Genomic DNA, 17,547 nt, shown 5'->3' on the forward strand with positions numbered 1-17,547 from the left:
GTATCCCACGGCACCGCCACCGGTTTACGGGATGGGAGAATGGGGCCGCCTTATCAGGAGCGTAGAGAGAAGGAAGTGCCGGACGTGGTTCAGACCACCCCCGAGGCCGACTGGGTCTCCCGTATCGCCGATGACGTCATCGCCGAGGCGGAGCGTCGCGCCCCGGGCAAAGCGGTCGTCTGCGCCTCCGGGCTCTCCCCCTCGGGCCCCATCCACCTGGGCAACCTCCGCGAGGTGATGGTCCCGCACCTGGTCGCCGACGAGATCAAGCGGCGCGGCATCCCCTGTGTGCACCTGCTCTCCTGGGACGACTACGACCGCTTCCGCAAGGTCCCCGCCGGGGTCGAGGGCGTCGACGAGTCCTGGAACGAGCACATCGGCAAGCCCCTCACCTCCGTCCCCGCGCCGCGCGGCAGCGCGCACGGGAACTGGGCCGAGCACTTCAGGGCTGCCATGGCCGCCTCGCTGGACGAGCTGGGCGTGGAGTACCAGGGCATCAGCCAGACGGAGCAGTACACCTCGGGCACCTACCGCGAGCAGATCCTCTTCGCGATGCGCGAGCGCGCCCGTATCGACGAGGTCCTGGGCCGGTACCGCACCAAGGACAAGGCCGCGGGCAAGAAGCCTCAGCAGAAGCAGCAGAAGCCGCTGGACGAGGCTGAGATCGAGGCCGCCGAGGGCTCCGGCGCGGCGGGCGAGGAAGACGGCGCGGGCGCGGCGGGCGGCGAGTACTACCCGTACAAGCCGTACTGCACCGTCTGCGAGCGCGACGTCACCACCGTCACCTCGTACGACGACGAGACCACCGAGCTGTCCTACACCTGCCAGTGCGGCCACGGCGAGACCGTGCTGCTCGACTCCTTCGACCACGGCAAGCTCGTGTGGAAGGTCGACTGGCCGATGCGCTGGGCGTACGAGGGCGTCGTCTTCGAGCCCTCAGGCGTCGACCACCAGTCGCCAGGATCGTCCTTCGTGGTCGGCGGCCAGCTCGTGAAGGAGATCTTCGGCGGGCTCCAGCCCATCGGCCCGATGTACGCCTTCGTCGGCATCAGCGGCATGGCCAAGATGTCCTCCTCCAAGGGCGGCGTGCCCACCCCGGCCGACGCCCTCCAGATCATGGAGGCACCGCTGCTGCGCTGGCTCTACGCGCGCCGCAAGCCGAACCAGTCCTTCAAGGTCGCCTTCGACCAGGAGATCCAGCGCACCTACGACGAGTGGGACGCCCTCCACAAGAAGATCGACGACGGCAAGGCCCAGCCCGCCGACGTCGCCGCGCACCTGCGCGCCTCCACCACGGCCGCGGGGCCGCTGCCGACGACGCCGCGCCCGCTCCCGTACCGCACCCTCGCCTCCGTCGCTGACATCACCGCGGGGAACGACGAACAGACGCTGCGCATCCTGAGCGAGCTGGACCCGGAGCACCCGGTCGGCTCGCTGGAGGAGGTCAGGCCGCGGCTCGACCGCGCGCAGCGCTGGATCGCCACCCAGGTGCCCGAGGAGCAGCGCACGCGGGTGCGCGAGGAGCCGGACGCCGAGCTGCTGGGCTCGCTCGACGAGGAGCAGCGCGAGTCGCTGCGGCTGCTCCTGGAGGGCCTGGACGAGCACTGGTCGCTGGACGGCCTGACCCAGCTCGTCTACGGAGTGCCGAAGGTACGCGCCGGGTTCGACCCGGACGCCAAGCCCACCCCGGAGCTGAAGACGGCGCAGCGCTCCTTCTTCGCGCTGCTCTACAAGCTGCTGGTCGGCGGCGACACCGGGCCCAGGCTGCCCACGCTGCTGTTGGCCGTCGGCGCGGACCGGGTGCGGAAGCTGCTCGGGGGCTGAGGACGGACGGGGGCTGAGGGGGCCTCGCGGGTCAGCCCGCGAGGCCCATCTCGGTGTTGTAGCGCTCCCTGAACTCGCGCATGTAGCCGCGCAGGTACTGCTCGCTCAGGAGGCTGCCGTCCGAGTTGCAGACGCCGTGGCTGTCGTAGAGGACGCGCGAGAGCTGCCGGGACGTCGGGAAGCTGCCCTGTGCGGCGACGAACTCGCGGTAGACGGCGAAGTAGAAGTCCTCGCGGGGCATGCCGTCGGGGATGCCGACCGGGTCGGCGTCCGGCTCGACGTACGGCTCCGGCTCCGGAGTGGGTGCGGGAGCGGGTGCGGGGGCCTGTGTGGCCGAGGGCGGCTCGGGTTCCGGTACGGCTCCCGGCTCCTGGGACTGCGCGCGCTGGGGCGGTACGTACGCGGTGGCGCCGGAACCGCCGTTGACGGGTGCGCTGGCGTTGCCGAGCGCGCGGCGCCTGCCGGGGCCGACGGGGACGGTGACCTGGGCGCCGCCCGGACCGCCGTCGGCCGCCGCGTACACCGGAGCTGGCGCGTCCTCGGCGGGCTCCTGGTCCTGCGTCAGGCGCGGGTCCTGGGGGTGGGGTTGGGCCTGCGGCTGGCCCTGGAACCGGTCCTGGTCTTGGGCCTGCGCCTCGAACCGGCCCTGATCCTGGCCCTGGTCCTTCGTCAGATCTGGGCCCTGGCTCTGGCCCTGGCCCGGTATGTGCTCCGGCACGCCCCCCGCAGGGCCCGCCTCCGTGTCCGGTTCGACGTCAGCACCCCGCGCGGACCCGGCCAGCTCCGGCCTGGACCCGCTCCCGTAGCCGCCCCGCACCGCCCGCTGTTCGACGGTGATCCCCGCAGCGGCCAGCCCGGAGTGCGCCGTCTCCGCGAGCGGTATCCCGTAGCGGGCCAGCTTCAGCGGCATCAGCGACTCCACCGGGGCCTTGCGCCGCCAGGTCCGCCCGTAACGGGCGCGCAGCCGTGCCTCGTAGACGAGGCGGTCCTGCTCCATGCGGATGACCTCGTCGTAGCTGCGCAGCTCCCACAGCTTCATGCGCCGCCACAGCCGGAAGGTGGAGGGGAAGGCGAGCAGCCAGCGCGAGACGCGGACGCCCTCCATGTGGCGGTCGGCCGTGATGTCGGCGATGCGGCCGATCGCGTGCCGTGCCGCCTCGACGGCGACGACGAACAGGACCGGGATCACCGCGTGCATCCCGACGCCCAGCGGGTCGGGCCACGCGGCGGCGCCGTTGAAGGCGATGGTGGCAGCCGTCAGCAGCCAGGCCGTCTGGCGCAGCAGCGGGAAGGGGATGCGGATCCAGGTCAGCAGCAGATCCAGCGCTAGCAGGACGACGATGCCCGCGTCGATCCCGATGGGGAAGAAGGGCGCGAAGTTCCCGAAGCCCTTCTTCTCGGCCAGATCGCGCACCGCTGCGTACGACCCGGCGAAGCCGATCGCGGCGATGACCACGGCACCGGCGACGACCACCCCGATGAGTATGCGGTGTGTTCGTGTGAGCTGTACGGCCTGCACTGGGTTTGTCCCCCACCCTCGGAAACTGGCGGCGCACCAGACTCGCACACGCGTCAAGCCGCCACGCGCCCGGAGCCCGGCTCCCCTCCCGGAAGAGGGGGCGCCGGGCTCCGGTCCGTACGGATCAGGCGGGGGTCGGACGGTCCGTCACTTGATGGACTTGATGACTTCCTTGGCCGCCTTCTCCGCCTTCTTCTTCAGGTCGTCGGCGCTGGGCGTCTTGCCGTCTTCAAAACCGGCGCCCTCGTAGTCCACGACCACGACGACGTTCGCGGTGCGCGCGACCAGCCGCTCCTCGCGGAACTCCTCGGACTTGCCCTTGTCGTCCTTCTTCTTCAGCTCGTAGGTGAGGGACGTGGCGGCATCGCCGACGCCGTCGACGTTGGCCGACTTGACGCCCTTGTTGTCCTTGTTTTCCTTCACCTCGTCGATCTGCTGCTGCATGTGACCCTCGGCGAGCTTGTTGCCCGTGCCGCGCGCCGTGTCCGAGTCGAACCGCTTCATCGAGACCGTGAGCTGCCGGTAGTCGTACTTGTCCAGCCCGCTCCACAGGCAACTGCCCGAGTCGCTGGTGTCACCGGTGCCGATCCGCTTGCCCGCCTCGTTGTCGGTCTTGGGCGTCAGCTCCTTGACCGTGTCCTTGGAGAGGGTCTTGCACGCGTCCGGCAGCTCCTTGTACTTCGCGGGGGCCGCGCTGGGCGCCTCGCTCTTGGAGGCCGACGGACTGGCCGACTCCTCGCCGCTGTCGGAGTCCGAGGAGCAGCCGGCGACCAGCAGGACGGGGAGAGCCACTGCTGCGCAGGCGAGCGTCCGTGCGAGACGCGGCGCGCTTCGCGGGGATTTTCGGTGCATGGTTCCTTCGACGTGCATGGTTCCTTCGCTTCCAGGCTGTCGGCAGAGCTTCGTGCGGCTCTGAGTGCTCGGTGCTCTCTGCTCTGTGCTCGGTGTTCGTGAGTGTGGGGGGGGGCGGGATCCTCCCGGACGGCACGGTACGTGCACGCTACGCGGCCGATGGCCCATTGCGGGCGATTCGTGGCGCCCCCCACAGTGTGTGTCAGTTGTCGCTGAAGTGCTCGGCAAGCTCTCGTGCGACACTCTGGGCCTTTTCCTGAAGCTCGGCGCTGTCGGGCAGGCGGCGCTTGTCGGTCACCCACTGGTCGTACTCGACGGTGGCGATCACGTTCGCCGTGCGGAAGACGAGCGTGATGTCCCGGTGCACGCCCGAGTCCGCCGTGTCGAGCTTGTCGTCGATGTAGGCGGTGTCGCCGATGCCGGTGAGGACGCGCGGGGAGAGGTCGTCGCCGGGGGAGGGGGAGCCCGCGTCCTCGTCGCCCTCGGCGGTCTGCTCCTCGTCGCCGCCCTTGTCGGCTTCCGCGTCCGGGTCCGCGCTCTTGTGGGAGGAGGACGAGGAGGGGGAGGCCGATCCGCTGTCGGGCTTCTCACTGTCCGCGCCGGAGTCCTCCCCGGAGCCGTCGCTGTCGCTGTCGGCGTCCGACTCGGCCGAGGGGGAGCCGGAGGCCGGGATGTCGGCCTTGGCCGCCTTCTCGTCGTAGAGCACCTCGGCCTGCTCGTCGTCGCTTATGGCCGGGTCGTAGGAGACCACGCGCTCCATGTTGACGGTGAGGTGCCGGGTGCCCAGCGTCGTCGCGCTCTTCCAGCGGCAGCCGACGCGGCGGTCGGTGTCGTACGTCACCGTCGGCTCGCCCTCGTACGGGGAGGCGCTGGGGTTCGCGTCGCCGCTGCCGGTCTCCTCGCCCTCGGCGCCGGGCAGCAGCTTCTTCAGCGTGCCCGTGTCGACGGCGCCGCAGGGCTCGGGGAGGGTGCGGTACTTGCCCGGGGGCGCGGCGGCGGTGGAGGTGCTGGCTCCGCCGGGCTTGGTGTCGTCGCCGCCGTCCTCACCGGAGGAGCCCGTGCAGGCCGTGAGCCCCCCGGCCAGGGTGAGGGCCAACGCGGCGCTGGTGACACATGTCCTTGCCCTCCGCTGCACTGCCCGGCCTCCGGCTCCAGTCGAAAACGTGTTGTCGCCGCCAGGGGGCGACGGAACACAATGTCTACCGCACGCACCACGCGGCCGTCCGGTCCGCCGGTGCCTATGTTGCGCGAAGTCCGTCTTTTCCGTTTGCCGGTGAACGGCGTGGCTTCTTGCGCTTTGTTCACGGTTGACGGGGGAGATGAGCGAGTATGGCGTACACGGAGGTAGCGGGGGCCCGGGTCCCGATCCGGATGTGGGCGGACCCGTCCACGGTCGAGGACGGCGCCATGCAGCAGCTCCGCAACGTCACCACGCTGCCCTGGATCAAGGGCCTCGCGGTGATGCCGGACGTGCACTACGGCAAGGGGGCGACGGTCGGCTCGGTCATCGCGATGCGGGGCGCGGTCTGTCCCGCCGCCGTCGGGGTGGACATCGGCTGCGGCATGTCGGCGGTGAAGACCTCCCTCACGGCGAACGACCTCCCCGGCGATCTGTCCAGGCTCCGCTCGAAGATCGAGCAGGCCATCCCGGTGGGCCGCGGCATGCACGACGAGCCCGTCGATCCGGGCCGTCTGCACGGCTTCCCGACCGCGAACTGGGACGGCTTCTGGGCGCGCTTCCAGGGCGTGGCCGAGGCGGTCAAATTCCGCGAGGAGCGGGCGGCGAAGCAGATGGGGTCCCTGGGCTCGGGGAATCACTTTATTGAAGTTTGTACGGATTCTGAGGGTGCCGTCTGGCTGATGCTCCACTCCGGTTCCCGGAACATCGGCAAGGAACTGGCCGAGTTCCACATCGGCGAGGCGCGCAAGCTGCCGCACAACCAGGGCCTGGTCGACCGCGATCTCGCCGTCTTCGTCGCGGACACCCCGCAGATGGCGGCCTACCGGCACGACCTGTTCTGGGCGCAGGAGTACGCGAAGCACAACCGCGCCGTGATGATGGGGCTGCTCCAGGACGTCGTACGCAAGGAGTTCAAGAAGGCGAAGCCGGCCTTCGACGAAGTCATCTCCTGCCACCACAACTACGTGGCGGAGGAGCGTTACGAGGGAATGGACATGCTCGTCACCCGCAAGGGCGCGATCCGCGCGGGCAGCGGCGAGTTCGGCATCATCCCCGGCTCGATGGGCACCGGCTCGTACATCGTGAAGGGCCTCGGCAACGCCGACTCCTTCCAGTCCGCCTCGCACGGCGCGGGCCGGAAGATGAGCCGCAACGCCGCGAAGAAGCGCTTCTCCGCGCGCGATCTGGAGGAGCAGACGCGCGGGGTGGAGTGCCGCAAGGACGCGGGTGTCGTGGACGAGATCCCGGGCGCGTACAAGCCGATCGAGAAGGTGATCGACCAGCAGCGCGATCTGGTGGAGGTCGTGGCGAAGCTGAAGCAGGTCGTCTGTGTGAAGGGCTGAGGCAGGCCCTGTACGTGAGCGACGGGCCCCGGACCCGCCAGGCGGGTCCGGGGCCCGTCGTCCGGGTGTCGGCGGGTGCGGCGGCGCCCCGTCGGCGGGCGGCTGGGGAGCCGCCCGCCGACGCTTCACCCCGGCCCGCCGTTCCTTCCGGGGGCCTGACCCAGATACGGCAGAAACCCGCCACGGGATGATCTTGAGGTGGTGGGTGGCTCGTTAAGACTCGGCGTCCGGCGTGAGGATGTGGGCTCGGCGGGGGCGCGGGATGTCGTCGGCGTCCTGGAGCTCGGCGAAGTCGGCGTGCGCTTGCTCGACGGCTTCGGGGTACGCCTCCTTCTTCGCGTGCTCGGCGAGCGCCCGGTAGATACTCGCCACCGAGGGGCTGTGCCCCTTCCTTTTGCCGGTGGGGATGATCAGATCCGGCTGGATCTGCTCGACCGACTCGCCGTTCGCCCGGCGCCGCAGCACGGTGTGGAGCATGTCGTCGGTGACGACGGGCGGCCGGCCGCCGTGCTTGCCCTTGCGGGCCGCGGTGCCTCCTCGAACTGGGGGCGGACCCGTACGCGGGTGCTGATCTTCTCGGAGAACACCTTGTCCCGGGGGATGCCGTGCTTCGCGAGGGCGTCGAGCTGGGAGTCGAGTTCCTGGCCGAGGGTCGAGCAGCGGGCGTAGCCGATGCGGATGTCCGCGCTGGGCAGGTCGGGGTCGATCGGCGCGGGCGGCGTGGTGCCGGGCCGCCACGGCTGGCCGGGCCTGCGGTCGGCGGGGGTGGGCACCCGCAGCAGCTTCGCCAGCCGGGGCACCTTGGTGAACCGGCGGGTGTGGTATGCGGAGGTGACCGCGCCGCCGCGCGAGCGGCACGGCGAGCCGGGCTGTGCGTCGCACTTCGGGCAGGCGTGCTGCTCGACGTCGTCGGCGTCGGTGCGCGGGGTGTGAGGGCCCGTCATGAGCCCGGATCCTCGCACAATGCAACTCTCAGAAGGGGGTCCGTTCTTCTTTCGTGTGAGAACGGGTTGTGAGAACCGATCGGTGGTCAACGGGCCGTGGGCACCCCTTTGTTGACCTTGCTGCCACAAAGGACTGTTTGCGAGAGTCCATAGCAAGATTTCGGCTGGATGTTGATGCCTCGCATTGGAGTACTCCCGGACGCGTTTCCTGAGCGGGCAGCTCTATCAGGTTTCCGATTCCAAGGCATTTAGTTGGGTTTCTACTTTTTCGAGGAATTCTTTTACTTGACTATTGACCTCTCTGCGATGTGTTGGCGTGACCGTCAAGCCCGGGGCGCGGAGCAGCCAGAACTCTGGTTTTTGGTGGAGAGGGAAGTGGACGGCACCCCAGATAAGTTGCTTTCGCTGCATGCTGCGCTCTTGTACGGCAGGGGGAAGAGGGAGCCCCGGTGGGTGTAGAGCGGGCTTTTGCCCATCGAATTCTTTTGCCCGCGTGGAGAAGGCTGGTCCTACGGCGTGGCGGAATTTGAGATAATTCCTCGGCTTGCCGTATATCAGAATGATCAGGCGGGAGAGGGGGAGGAGCCGGACGACCTCAGTGAATTCCCACAGTGTTCCTTCGGTGTCGCCGGCGACGAGCACGACTAGTCGGGCATCACGTATGAGGTCGCTGACAACTGGCTTCCAGTTATCCTTGGGAAGATAGAGCCTTTCGGCCCCAGAGAAGGGAATCCGTTCATCGGGGTGACCAACGGCAATGACACGTCCCAAGCGTTCGAACTGTGTGACGAGCAACTCTTCTTCAGTCTTTTTATTGTCGGGGGCCATTGGCTGCCCAGCCCAAACATTCTCGATGTAAGGGCGATCCATTGTGTACGCACTGAGGTCTTCGTGGAATGGCCTTAGATACAGCACGTAGGTCTGCTCGGTGCGGTTGGTGCGGGAGATCACGGAGGCGAGGTGTCGGCGCCCCCGGCGGGCGAACCGGCGCCCAACGAGGAATATCAGCATGCCACCCCCAAGGAATATGAGTGTGAGCTGAAATGTTCCCTGCCTGACAGAGTCGCTCTCCCAGACCTTGGGATTCACGAAGCCGCAAGCAATATATGCGCCCTGCGCGAAGAGCGCACCCCCCAGTGCCGTAAGAAGAGTTCCAGTTCTCTTCAGGGCCTTGCCGAGTTTAGAGTGCTGTTGTCGAGGAGTCTCCGGTCCTGGTCGGGGAAACAGGTCGTTTACTCGTTGGCGTACCATCGGGGCAGAAAGCCGCCAGACCGTCTTCAGCGGCGTCAACAGCAATGCTGTGACGATGGCTACGGTTCCCCCGTCAACTTTGATTCCGGGATTCGAGAAGGGGCTGCCCAGACGCCCTAAGATCACTGCCCAGATCGCGCCATGCCGACAGAGCTCCAGGCAGATAGCAGTCCTTCGTCGCATATGAGTCCCCGATCGCGCGTTGGTGGGTCGCATAGCCAACTCGTCCGGATCATGGATTTCGGGTTGCGCGTCGGTCTCGTGCGGCGGAGTGGATGGCCTGGACGTACGGCAGATCCTGACTCTGTGCGGACGTGTCCAGCGACTCGAACGGAACGAGGGCCGGATGTCCCAGGTTCCGGGTCGCCATCCAGGCCGCCCAGGCGTCATGTACGTCGACCTCCGTGACGTGCTCACCTTTTGCCCGCATGAGGACCGCGTACAGGAGGAACAGCGCGTCCGAGTCCTCCGGAGGACGGGCCTGGGAGGACAGATGGGATCTGATGAGCCGGGCGTCGTCATGCAGGTAGGTCATGCGAGCAGTCTGCCCAGGCACAGCAGTCCGTGCACGAGGGCGAAGACCCACGGGATCATCCGCTCGCTGAAGCCGAGCTCTGCATATCGGGTGCGCCACGAGGGTGCCGGTGTCTGGGTCAGATGCCTCCACTCGTCGGTGAAGACTTTGGCCGGCAACTGCTTCTCGATGGCGTTGATCACCTTGAACTTTGCCCGGTTGAGGTCCCGGTAGCTGCGTAGCTGCAGCCACCAGGTGATCGAGATCGTCACTCCCGCAAGGGCGATGACCGGCGCGGTCCACGCGGGCTCCTGCCGGAGATTGACCAAGGAGATGCCGATCGTACCGACGAAGGCTGTCTGGACGGAGAGGAAGAATGCGTTGGCAAGCCCCCGTCGTGCGGAGACCCGGTCGGCCATCTCCACTGCCAGCTTGTACAACTCCAGCACCGATGACGAGGGCTCTCGATCTGGCCTGGGGACGTCCGCAGCCGGGGCGGGCGTCGATGCGTTGCGAGAATTCGGCAACATACCCGCCATGATGACGTCCACACCCGCCAGGCACAGCCCGTTTCGCGTAACAGGAACCTGCTGCCACTTCGTGAGTGATCACGCCGGAAGGGTCCTCCGGGTTCCTCCGGCAGGCCGCTGCCAGACCGGGTAGCCGTCACTTCTTGCAGAGGGTGATCAGGCCGCCGTGCTGAAGCCCTCGGTGGGCTGGTCCTGGTCGCGGAGCTGGGTGAAGTCGACGTCCAGGTGCGGGTCGTATGCCTCAGGCTGGATGCCGAGTTCGTGGGTGGAGTACTCGCCGAAGCGGCGGATGTGCTCGGTCAGGTACGGCGAGATGTGGGCCAGGTCCTCGGGGTCGATCTCCCATCCCTCCTCCTGGAGCTGGCGGACGATCTCGGCGATGTCCAGGGCGTTGTGGAAGATGACCGCGTTGGTGAGCAGCGCATTGAATTTCGCGGTCTTCTCCTGCTCGACGGGGTCGTTGTCGGTGATGACGCCGCCGTTGCCGAAGCCGATCCACTGGGAGAAGCCGTTGAACGCCTCGACCTTGTTCGTGGCGGCGGTCACCCGTCGGCGCAGCGGCGCGTCCGAGAGGTAGCGCAGCAGCTGAACGGTGCGGATCACGCGGCCGACCTCGCGGAAGGCGGTGTACGTGGCGTTCTTGCGGGAGCCGGAGCGCAGGCGCCGCAGCAGCAGGGTGGAGGAGATGGCGCCCTCGCGCACCGAGACAGCCACCCGCATCAGGTGGCGGAACTGGGACTCGGTCAGGTCGAAGTCGATGACGTTGCGGCCGCTCTCCCCGAACAGGGCGTCGATGTGCACGTACTCGGCTTGCTTGGTGGGCCGGTAGAAGGTGAGGTCCTTCCAGTTCCTGATCCTGGGCATCAGATCGAAACCGAGCAGGCGCGCGAACGCGAAGACCGGGAAGCTCTGGCCCTGCGTGTCCGCGTGCACAGTGGTGGGTGTCAGCTCGCTCGTGTTCTTGAGGAGGCCCTCGATGATGTAGACGGCCTCCCACACCCCGCACGGGATGAAGTGCGTGAACAGCGCGATGTAGGCGTCGGAGATGTGGTGGTAGGCGATGCCGCCCGGCTTGCCGTAGCGCACGGACGTCTCGGACAGCAGGTTGTTGAGGTAGGTGTCCATGTGGGTGCCGTCCGCGGCGACAGTGGAGCCGTCGCCCCACGCCTGGGAGATGTCCAGGCGGGCGTGCGTGTCGACCAGGTCGGCGATCGCCTCGTTCAGCGTGGGGATGGAGGGTTCGCGGCCAGCGACAGCTCGTGCCCGCTCACGCCGGGGATGTGCCGGGCGGCCTCGTAGGGGCCCATGTTGGTGCCCTTGACGAAGGTGGTGATCACGTACCGGCCGAAGAGGTCCTTCAGCTTCGGCTCGTTGCCGGACGCGGGGCCGAAACGGCGCCACCACTCCACCCAGTACGCGGTGCGGGAGACGATGCCGAGCAGCGAGCGTTCCGGCATCCGGGCCTTAATCTCCTGCTCCAGGGCCTTCGCCGAGGCCCGCTGGCCTTCGGAGCGGTGGGCCTTGAGGGAGGGGATGCCGGTGGCGGGGTCGATGACCAGGCCCTCGTTGTCCGGGTACCCGGCATCGGCCGCCGCGGCGGCCGCGGTGAGCTTGTCCTGCAGCTGCCGGCGGAACGACACGGCGTCATACGGGGCATTGTCGCCGGGCTCGGCGAGGCCGACCTCCACCAGGTAGTCACCCAGCTTCGCCTCGACGTCCTGCCAGGGGAGCAACTGCTCGCTCCAGTCGGCGTACTCCTCGGACCCGGCCACCGCGACGTCACCGGTGCGCAGTTCCTCGGCGAGCGCGGTGAACACCATCGCCTCGAAGTGCTTGCGCACGAAGGCGCCGGGCCGGTTCTTGTCGCGGATCGCCTTCTGCCAGTTCAGCGTGGCGAACGAGGTGTCGACCGGGCGGCCGTCCTCGTGCCGCTCGGGGATGTAGTCGCGCAGGTTCTTGTGGCGTCGGGCGTGCGCAAGCGCGTCCAGGACCCGGTTGTCCTCGGAGGTGGCCGTCAGTTCCAGACGGCCGGTCAGGTCGTACATCGTGGAGCGGTCCTTGAGCAGGTGCCCGTACAGCAGCACCTCCCAGTAATTGCCGTGGTGGGCGGCGACCTTCTCGATTCTCTCGTACTGGCCCTCGAACCCGCCGAAGCCGTCCACCGCCGCCGCGGGCACTCCCAGCGCGCCGCCCTGCACCCGCAGGGCGTTCGCCATCGTGTGCAGGGCGGGCGCGAGCTGCGCCGAGTAGCGTGGCCACGGCTCCAGGTTCGGCGTCCGGGTCGAGGCCCCCGACCGCCGCCAGCACCTCGGCGGTCATACCGGCCGCCTTCTCCCGCGCAGCCTGGACGGGGCCGTCGGCATCGATGTGCTGGAGCACGGTGCGGTAGTTCCCGATCAACACCTCGACGATGGCCTGCTGTTGCTCCCGGATACTCTCCAGCTCCGCCTTGGCCCGCTTGACCTGCAACGCAATCCGCTTGGTGAACATCGTGGTCAGGTCGTCCCGGGCCCGCATACGGGCCTTGTGCACGAGACACACCAGCAGCGCGAGCCGCTTCACCAGGTTGTAGTCCCGAAGCCCCGGCGCGTCCGCGGCGTCCGCCTCCCCCGCGAAGTCCGTGATCTTCCCCGAGGCGACACCCTCCAGCCACACCCCGGTCTCGCCCAGCTCATCCACCCACCCCAGGTGCTCGGCTTGGGCGCGGAAGTGCGACCACGTCGGAGCCTTGGCCGACTGCTTCAGCCTGTTGCACTTCGTGGTACCGGACTCGTCCTTCTCCGACAGCAGGGCCAGCAGCCGCTCCCGGTGGGCCTCGCTCAGCTGGTCGTAGACGCTCACGCAGATCGACGCGTTCACCTCCATGCGGACCTTCGCCGCGAGCGCGTCCAGCGTGGTGAAGCCCGGCAATTCCAGCCCGGCCTCCACCACCTTCTCCAGCGCAACGTTGATCAGATCCGCCGGGCGGTTCTTCGACACCGCCTCGCTCCGCATCACCGCCTTGGCGATCTTCCGAGCCTTCGCCTTGTCATACGACAAGCCGGTGCGCTGGCGAACGGCGGTGCGCTGCCGCTCCGCCGTACGGTTCGCAGCCCGCGGCATCGTGTCTTCCGGCAGGTCCACCGCGCGGCGGACGAAGTCGACGACCATGTCCGGGATCTCGTCCAGCTTCGGGAAACACCCCATGCGCTGGTACGACTTCAGTGCGAGCAGCAGGGCCAGCAGGTGCTCGTCGCAGTCGGTACGGGTCGCGGCCCACTCGACCTCGTCACGGCTCGGCGCGAAGAACAGATGCAGTTCGTGCGCGGTGATCAGCCGCTTGAACCGCGGATACGCGGTCCTCTCGATCGAGGTCACAGCCCACCCCGCCCCAGACGAAACTCAACATCACCACCAACGACACTGGGCCGAACGGGTGATGGGGCAGGCTGCTCATCACTCCAAGATCATCCCGTGGCGGGTTTCTGCCGTATCTGGGTCAGGCCCCTTCCGTGAGCGAGCAGTTCGGCGAACGCCGTGGCCATCGGCAAGCCGGTCTCCCGCGCCAGCCAGCCCCACTGGCCGTTCGGGTTCAGCTCCAGCCAGTACGGTTCGCCGTCCCTGCCGAGTGCGAGGTCGAAGGAACCGGACGCGAGGCCGAAGTGGCCGAGGCAGTCCCGCAGGGCCTTGCTGAGGTCGTCCGACAGGTCCGTCACGCGGTAGGAGAGCGCCGAGTAATCCTTGCGCCAGTCCAGGAGGCCGGAGTCGATCCGTACCGCGAACTCCTTCTCTCCCGCCACCAGCACCCTGAGATCGGCGGTCTTGTCCACCCGGGCCTGGAACAGGTGAGGGGCCGAGCCCACGGTCTCGTCCAGATCGTCGGCCGTCACCGGCTCGGCCCACGTCGTCATCCCGACCCCCTCCCGCTCGTAGGGGGTCCACCGGAGCGTCTTGAAGATCACGTCCCGGTGGGACCTGATGAACTCCCGCGCCTCCGTCACGTCGTTGGTCACCAGCGTGGGTGGCACCCGGAGTCCGAGACGCGCCGCAGCGGCGAGTTGAGCGGGCTTGTACTCGGCCGCGGCGACGCGCAAGGGGTGATTCACCCACACGGGGCCGTCGAGGGCGTACAGGGCGCCGCCCAGGCCGTATCGCACCTGGGCGGCGGCGAACCGCGCGTCGGACTCGTCCAGGTGCCCGAAGTCGGGCCAGCGGGGGCGGCGCCAGTACACCGATCGCACCGCACCGAGATCGGTGGTCCTCGACGGGGTGCGCAGTTGCCCCGCGACAGGGGCACCGGGTCCCCCGAAGCGGGCCGAGACCGTCAGACCGTCGCCGATGTCGGCGGGGTCGAACCGGGTGACGGGGCAGCCGAGCCGGTTCAGCTCGGATATCACCATGTCGGCGGTGACGTCGGCCGCCTCGGTGGCGACGAGCACCGGACGCTCGTCAGGCCCGGACATCAGTCGTTATGGCTGTCCGAGTCGGTGGAGTCGTCGCTGTGGCCGTCACCGTAGTTGGTGGACTGGGACGTATGCGTGCTGGAGTGGGTGCGGCCCTCGTCCATCCTCACCACCCGGCCCGACGCGTCACGGAAGACGCCCATCTGGGTGGCGGGGTCGATGTCCACCGCGGTGAACGGCATCTTCACCGTGGTCGGGTAGGGCCCCATCCTGGTGGCTCCCCAGGGGCGTCCAGCCGGTCCCGTGGTTCCGTTGGCCATTTCGTGGTGCTCCTCTCAGTCGACGTGAGCGGTGCAGCCCCGGAATGATGACCTATCGGCGCACTCGTGGGAAGGGCGCCTGGAGCCGGTCCCGGGCCGCCCCGCGCTCGGCTTCCGCCCTCAACTTCCGCGCGGTGCGTACATGATGAGGGCCACGCCCGCGAGGCAGACCAGTGCTCCCGTCACGTCCCAGCGGTCCGGACGGAAGCCGTCGACCGCCATCGCCCAGGCCAGGGAACCGGCGACGAAGACGCCGCCGTACGCCGCGAGGATGCGGCCGAAGTGGGCGTCGGGCTGGAGGGTGGCGACGAAGCCGTAGGCGCCGAGGGCCAGGACGCCCGCGCCGATCCAGGCCCAGCCGCGATGTTCCCGTACGCCCTGCCAGACGAGCCAGGCGCCGCCGATCTCCAGCAGGGCCGCGAGCAGGAACAGGGTGGCGGACCTGGCGAACAGCATGACCGCAGGTTACGCGGCCGTGCCCGCCCAGGTGGCGAGCGCCTGGCGCAGCCCGCCCTGCTCGGGGTGGTCGGCGGCCCAGGCGACATGGCCGTCGGGGCGGATGAGCAGGGTGCGACCGGTGTTGCGGGGCGAGGCGGCGCGCAGCGTCGTCCGCAGGACGCGGTCGCCGTAGCCGTCCGCCGCTCCGGAGTCCGCCGCTCCGGAGTCCGCCGCTCCGGTGTCCGCGTCCGGCGCCCGTTCCGGGGTGACCAGGACGAACCGGCCGCCGCGCAGCAGCTCGTACAGGCGCCCGTCGGCCAGCGCGAGGTCGGGCACGCGCCTGCCGGTCAGGGGGTGGGCGCCGCGCGGCGCCGGGTAGTCGATGCCGATGCCGGAGACGGTGCGGATGCCACGGTCGGCGAGCGGGCGCACGCGGTTGACCAGCCCGGCCACCGTCGAGCGGACCGCACGGCCCGGGCCCGAGCCCGCCAGGGCGAGCCGGAGAACGGCGCCGCTGGTGCGCAGGACCAGGGCGCCGACGGGGTGGCGCTCGCCCTCGTACGTGTCCAGCAGCGCGTCCCCGGCGTGCCCGCCGAGCACGGCCGACAGCTTCCAGCCGAGGTTGGCGGCGTCCTGGAGCCCCGTGTTCATGCCCATGCCGCCCGCGGGGGAGTGGACGTGCGCCGCGTCGCCCGCGAGGAAGACGCGTCCCACGCGGTACGCGGGTGCCTGCCGTTCGTCGCTGTGGAAGCGGGACATCCAGCGCGCGTCGTGCATGCCGTAGTCCGTGCCGAAGGCGCCACGGGCGATGGCGCGCACCTCCTCCATGCCGACGGGCGCGCTGTCGGGGAACTGGCGGTCGCGGCTCCAGCCGATGACGCGGTGCCAGCCGTCGCCGAAGGTGCCGATGACGGCGAAGGCGTCCCTGGAGGCGTTGACGGCGAACGGGGAGTCAGGGGTCTGGGCGAGCCTGACGTCGGCGAGGACGATGGAGCGCAGCGCCGACCTGCCGGGGAAGGGGAGGCCGATGGCCTCGCGGACGGAGCTGTGGACCCCGTCGGTGCCGACGAGATAGCGGGCGCGCAGCACGCCGTTACCGGTACCGGCGTCGTCGGTACCGGTACCGGTACCGGTGAGGACGTCCACCTCGACGCCTTCGCCGTTCTGCCGCAGTCCGCGCATCCGCGTCCCGTACAGGAAGGTGACGCCCGCCTTGCGGGCCCGGCGCTCCAGGAGCTGTTCCACCTCGTACTGCGGGGTGACCAGCACATAGGGGAAGCGCGAGTGCAGGCGCGTCGGGTCGAGCGTGGCGTGGCCGAAGAGCCGCAGCTTCTCGATGGGGTGGCCCCGCTCGGCCAGTTCGTCGGCGAGGCCGCGCGCGTCGAGCTGCTCCATGGTGCGGGCGTGCACGACGAGGGCGCGGGAGAGGTTGCTGGTGGTGTCCGTACGCCGCTCGACGAGGCCGACGGCGTGCCCCGCCTCCGCCAGGTCACCGGCGAGCAGCAGGCCGGTCGGCCCCGCGCCGACGACGAGCACGTCGTACGTGTCGCGCGTGCTGTGTGAGCTGCGCGAGCCGTCGTGCCGCTCGGGCTCAGGGGTGCGGTTCATGGCTGCCTCCTCGGATCGGCCGCGCCGCCTGGTGGGCCGCGGGGTCGAGGTCGGGATCAGGAACAGGATCGGGTCAACAAGTGTTGGTCAACGCTTGTTGGCAAGAGTAGGAGCGCGTGCATGGCGCGTCAACAGGTGTTGGCCTACTGTTGTTGGCATGGATCCAGATCCGGCCACCCCCACCCCGACCCCCGCTGCCACCCCACCTCGTCGCTCCGACGCCACCCGCGCCGCGATCCTCGACGCGGCCCGCGACCGCTTCGCCGCCGACGGCTACGACCGCGCCACCATCCGCGCCATCGCCCGCGACGCGGGCATCGACCCGTCGATGGTGATGCGCTACTACGGCAACAAGGAGGGCCTCTTCGCCGCCGCCTCCGCCGTCGAGCTGGGCCTGCCCGACGCCTCCACGGTGGCGCGCGAGGAGGCGGGCGAGCGGGTGGTGCGGCACTTCCTGAGCCGCTGGGAGGTCGACGAGACGCTGAACGCGATGCTCCGCGTCGGCGTCACCAACGACGCGGGCAGGGAGCGGCTGCGGTCCGTCTTCCAGGACCAGGTGGAGCCACTGTTCGTGGCGCTCTCCCCGGAACGGGACAAGGAGGCCGCCGTGCGCCGCGCCGCGCTGGCCGCCTCGCAGATCCTGGGCCTGGCGCTGGTCCGCTACGTGATGCGGCTGCCGCCCGCCGTGGCGCTGACCCACGACGAGGTCGTGGCCTGGCTGGCGCCGACGATCCAGCGCTATCTGACGGCGGAGGGGCCGGAAACGGAACTCTGACGAGGGGGGCGCGAGCCTCCTCCGCCCATGCGAAAGGCCCCTCCCGGGCGGGAGGGGCCCGTCACGT

The 17,547-nt window shown here is 69.2% G+C and carries 18 protein-coding genes; 3 read left to right on the forward strand and 15 right to left on the reverse strand.

The features are described from left to right. The first annotated feature begins 39 nt into the window (after positions 1–39). Entirely contained in the window at positions 40–1,824 is a 1,785-nt protein-coding gene (gene lysS / locus ACYVOO_RS26155) for a lysine--tRNA ligase (RefSeq protein ID WP_461018159.1), read from the forward strand. A gap of 31 nt (positions 1,825–1,855) precedes the next feature. Here lysS and ACYVOO_RS26160 read toward each other — a convergent pair whose 3' ends face one another. The 3 genes from ACYVOO_RS26160 to ACYVOO_RS26170 form a co-directional block, all read right to left on the reverse strand. Further along, complete coding sequence (locus tag ACYVOO_RS26160) at positions 1,856–3,343, reverse strand: DUF2637 domain-containing protein (RefSeq protein ID WP_461018160.1); 1,488 nt, start codon at positions 3,341–3,343, stop codon at positions 1,856–1,858. Positions 3,344–3,490: 147 nt separating this feature from the next. Next, on the reverse strand, positions 3,491–4,135 hold the full coding sequence (locus tag ACYVOO_RS26165) for a DUF3558 family protein (RefSeq protein ID WP_461018161.1): 645 nt from the start codon (positions 4,133–4,135) through the stop codon (positions 3,491–3,493). 262 nt (positions 4,136–4,397) lie between these two features. Then, positions 4,398–5,291 (reverse strand): hypothetical protein, encoded by an 894-nt coding sequence (locus ACYVOO_RS26170; RefSeq protein ID WP_461018162.1) that lies wholly within the window; start codon positions 5,289–5,291, stop codon positions 4,398–4,400. Positions 5,292–5,524: 233 nt separating this feature from the next. Between ACYVOO_RS26170 and ACYVOO_RS26175 the strand changes: the two genes are divergently transcribed. After that, positions 5,525–6,718: an RtcB family protein gene (locus tag ACYVOO_RS26175; protein WP_461018163.1), complete on the forward strand. Its 1,194-nt coding sequence runs from the start codon at positions 5,525–5,527 to the stop codon at positions 6,716–6,718. A gap of 213 nt (positions 6,719–6,931) precedes the next feature. Here ACYVOO_RS26175 and ACYVOO_RS26180 read toward each other — a convergent pair whose 3' ends face one another. From ACYVOO_RS26180 to ACYVOO_RS26235, 12 genes are all read right to left on the reverse strand, one after another. Next, a complete protein-coding gene (locus ACYVOO_RS26180; protein WP_461018164.1) occupies positions 6,932–7,183 on the reverse strand; it encodes a hypothetical protein in 252 nt (83 codons plus the stop codon). Further along, entirely contained in the window at positions 7,129–7,662 is a 534-nt protein-coding gene (locus ACYVOO_RS26185; protein ID WP_461018165.1) for a zinc finger domain-containing protein, read from the reverse strand. The genes ACYVOO_RS26180 and ACYVOO_RS26185 overlap by 55 nt, the downstream gene beginning before the upstream one ends. 225 nt (positions 7,663–7,887) lie before the next feature. Further along, complete coding sequence (locus ACYVOO_RS26190; RefSeq protein ID WP_461018166.1) at positions 7,888–9,039, reverse strand: hypothetical protein; 1,152 nt, start codon at positions 9,037–9,039, stop codon at positions 7,888–7,890. A 106-nt stretch (positions 9,040–9,145) separates the two neighbouring features. Further along, positions 9,146–9,448, reverse strand: a complete 303-nt coding sequence (locus tag ACYVOO_RS26195; protein WP_461018167.1) for a DUF7701 domain-containing protein — start codon at positions 9,446–9,448, stop codon at positions 9,146–9,148. Beyond that, positions 9,445–9,978 (reverse strand): RipA family octameric membrane protein, encoded by a 534-nt coding sequence (locus ACYVOO_RS26200; RefSeq protein ID WP_461018168.1) that lies wholly within the window; start codon positions 9,976–9,978, stop codon positions 9,445–9,447. Before ACYVOO_RS26200 ends, ACYVOO_RS26195 begins: the two co-directional genes overlap by 4 nt. Before the next feature lie 135 nt (positions 9,979–10,113). After that, positions 10,114–11,190, reverse strand: coding sequence for a transposase (locus ACYVOO_RS26205; protein WP_461018193.1), 1,077 nt, complete (start codon positions 11,188–11,190; stop codon positions 10,114–10,116). Beyond that, positions 11,178–11,798, reverse strand: a complete 621-nt coding sequence (locus tag ACYVOO_RS26210) for a Tn3 family transposase (RefSeq protein ID WP_461018169.1) — start codon at positions 11,796–11,798, stop codon at positions 11,178–11,180. Before ACYVOO_RS26210 ends, ACYVOO_RS26205 begins: the two co-directional genes overlap by 13 nt. Beyond that, on the reverse strand, positions 11,737–13,314 hold the full coding sequence (locus ACYVOO_RS26215) for a DUF4158 domain-containing protein (RefSeq protein ID WP_461018170.1): 1,578 nt from the start codon (positions 13,312–13,314) through the stop codon (positions 11,737–11,739). Before ACYVOO_RS26215 ends, ACYVOO_RS26210 begins: the two co-directional genes overlap by 62 nt. Before the next feature lie 89 nt (positions 13,315–13,403). After that, a complete protein-coding gene (tgmB, locus tag ACYVOO_RS26220; protein ID WP_461018171.1) occupies positions 13,404–14,399 on the reverse strand; it encodes an ATP-grasp ribosomal peptide maturase in 996 nt (331 codons plus the stop codon). Then, the gene (gene tgmA / locus ACYVOO_RS26225; RefSeq protein WP_461018172.1) at positions 14,399–14,659 is read right to left on the reverse strand and encodes a putative ATP-grasp-modified RiPP; all 261 of its coding nucleotides are present in this window, start codon (positions 14,657–14,659) and stop codon (positions 14,399–14,401) included. The genes tgmB and tgmA overlap by 1 nt, the downstream gene beginning before the upstream one ends. Before the next feature lie 120 nt (positions 14,660–14,779). Continuing rightward, on the reverse strand, positions 14,780–15,115 hold the full coding sequence (locus ACYVOO_RS26230) for a YnfA family protein (protein ID WP_453349952.1): 336 nt from the start codon (positions 15,113–15,115) through the stop codon (positions 14,780–14,782). 9 nt (positions 15,116–15,124) lie between these two features. Beyond that, positions 15,125–16,705, reverse strand: coding sequence for an FAD-dependent monooxygenase (locus ACYVOO_RS26235; RefSeq protein ID WP_461018173.1), 1,581 nt, complete (start codon positions 16,703–16,705; stop codon positions 15,125–15,127). A gap of 157 nt (positions 16,706–16,862) precedes the next feature. Between ACYVOO_RS26235 and ACYVOO_RS26240 the strand changes: the two genes are divergently transcribed. After that, positions 16,863–17,480, forward strand: a complete 618-nt coding sequence (locus ACYVOO_RS26240; protein WP_461018174.1) for a TetR/AcrR family transcriptional regulator — start codon at positions 16,863–16,865, stop codon at positions 17,478–17,480. Positions 17,481–17,547 lie beyond the last annotated feature (67 nt).

This window comes from Streptomyces daliensis (assembly GCF_054782395.1).

Excerpts from the sequence above, each read along its gene's own strand:
- lysS (WP_461018159.1), top strand. The coding sequence starts at position 40 with ATGGGGCCGCCTTATCAGGAGCGTAGAGAGAAGGAAGTGCCGGACGTG.
- ACYVOO_RS26175 (WP_461018163.1), top strand. The coding sequence starts at position 5,525 with ATGGCGTACACGGAGGTAGCGGGGGCCCGGGTCCCGATCCGGATGTGG.
- ACYVOO_RS26185 (WP_461018165.1), bottom strand. The coding sequence starts at position 7,662 with ATGACGGGCCCTCACACCCCGCGCACCGACGCCGACGACGTCGAGCAG.
- ACYVOO_RS26195 (WP_461018167.1), bottom strand. The coding sequence starts at position 9,448 with ATGACCTACCTGCATGACGACGCCCGGCTCATCAGATCCCATCTGTCC.
- tgmB (WP_461018171.1), bottom strand. The coding sequence starts at position 14,399 with ATGTCCGGGCCTGACGAGCGTCCGGTGCTCGTCGCCACCGAGGCGGCC.
- tgmA (WP_461018172.1), bottom strand. The coding sequence starts at position 14,659 with ATGGCCAACGGAACCACGGGACCGGCTGGACGCCCCTGGGGAGCCACC.
- ACYVOO_RS26230 (WP_453349952.1), bottom strand. The coding sequence starts at position 15,115 with ATGCTGTTCGCCAGGTCCGCCACCCTGTTCCTGCTCGCGGCCCTGCTG.
- ACYVOO_RS26235 (WP_461018173.1), bottom strand. The coding sequence starts at position 16,705 with ATGAACCGCACCCCTGAGCCCGAGCGGCACGACGGCTCGCGCAGCTCA.
- ACYVOO_RS26240 (WP_461018174.1), top strand. The coding sequence starts at position 16,863 with ATGGATCCAGATCCGGCCACCCCCACCCCGACCCCCGCTGCCACCCCA.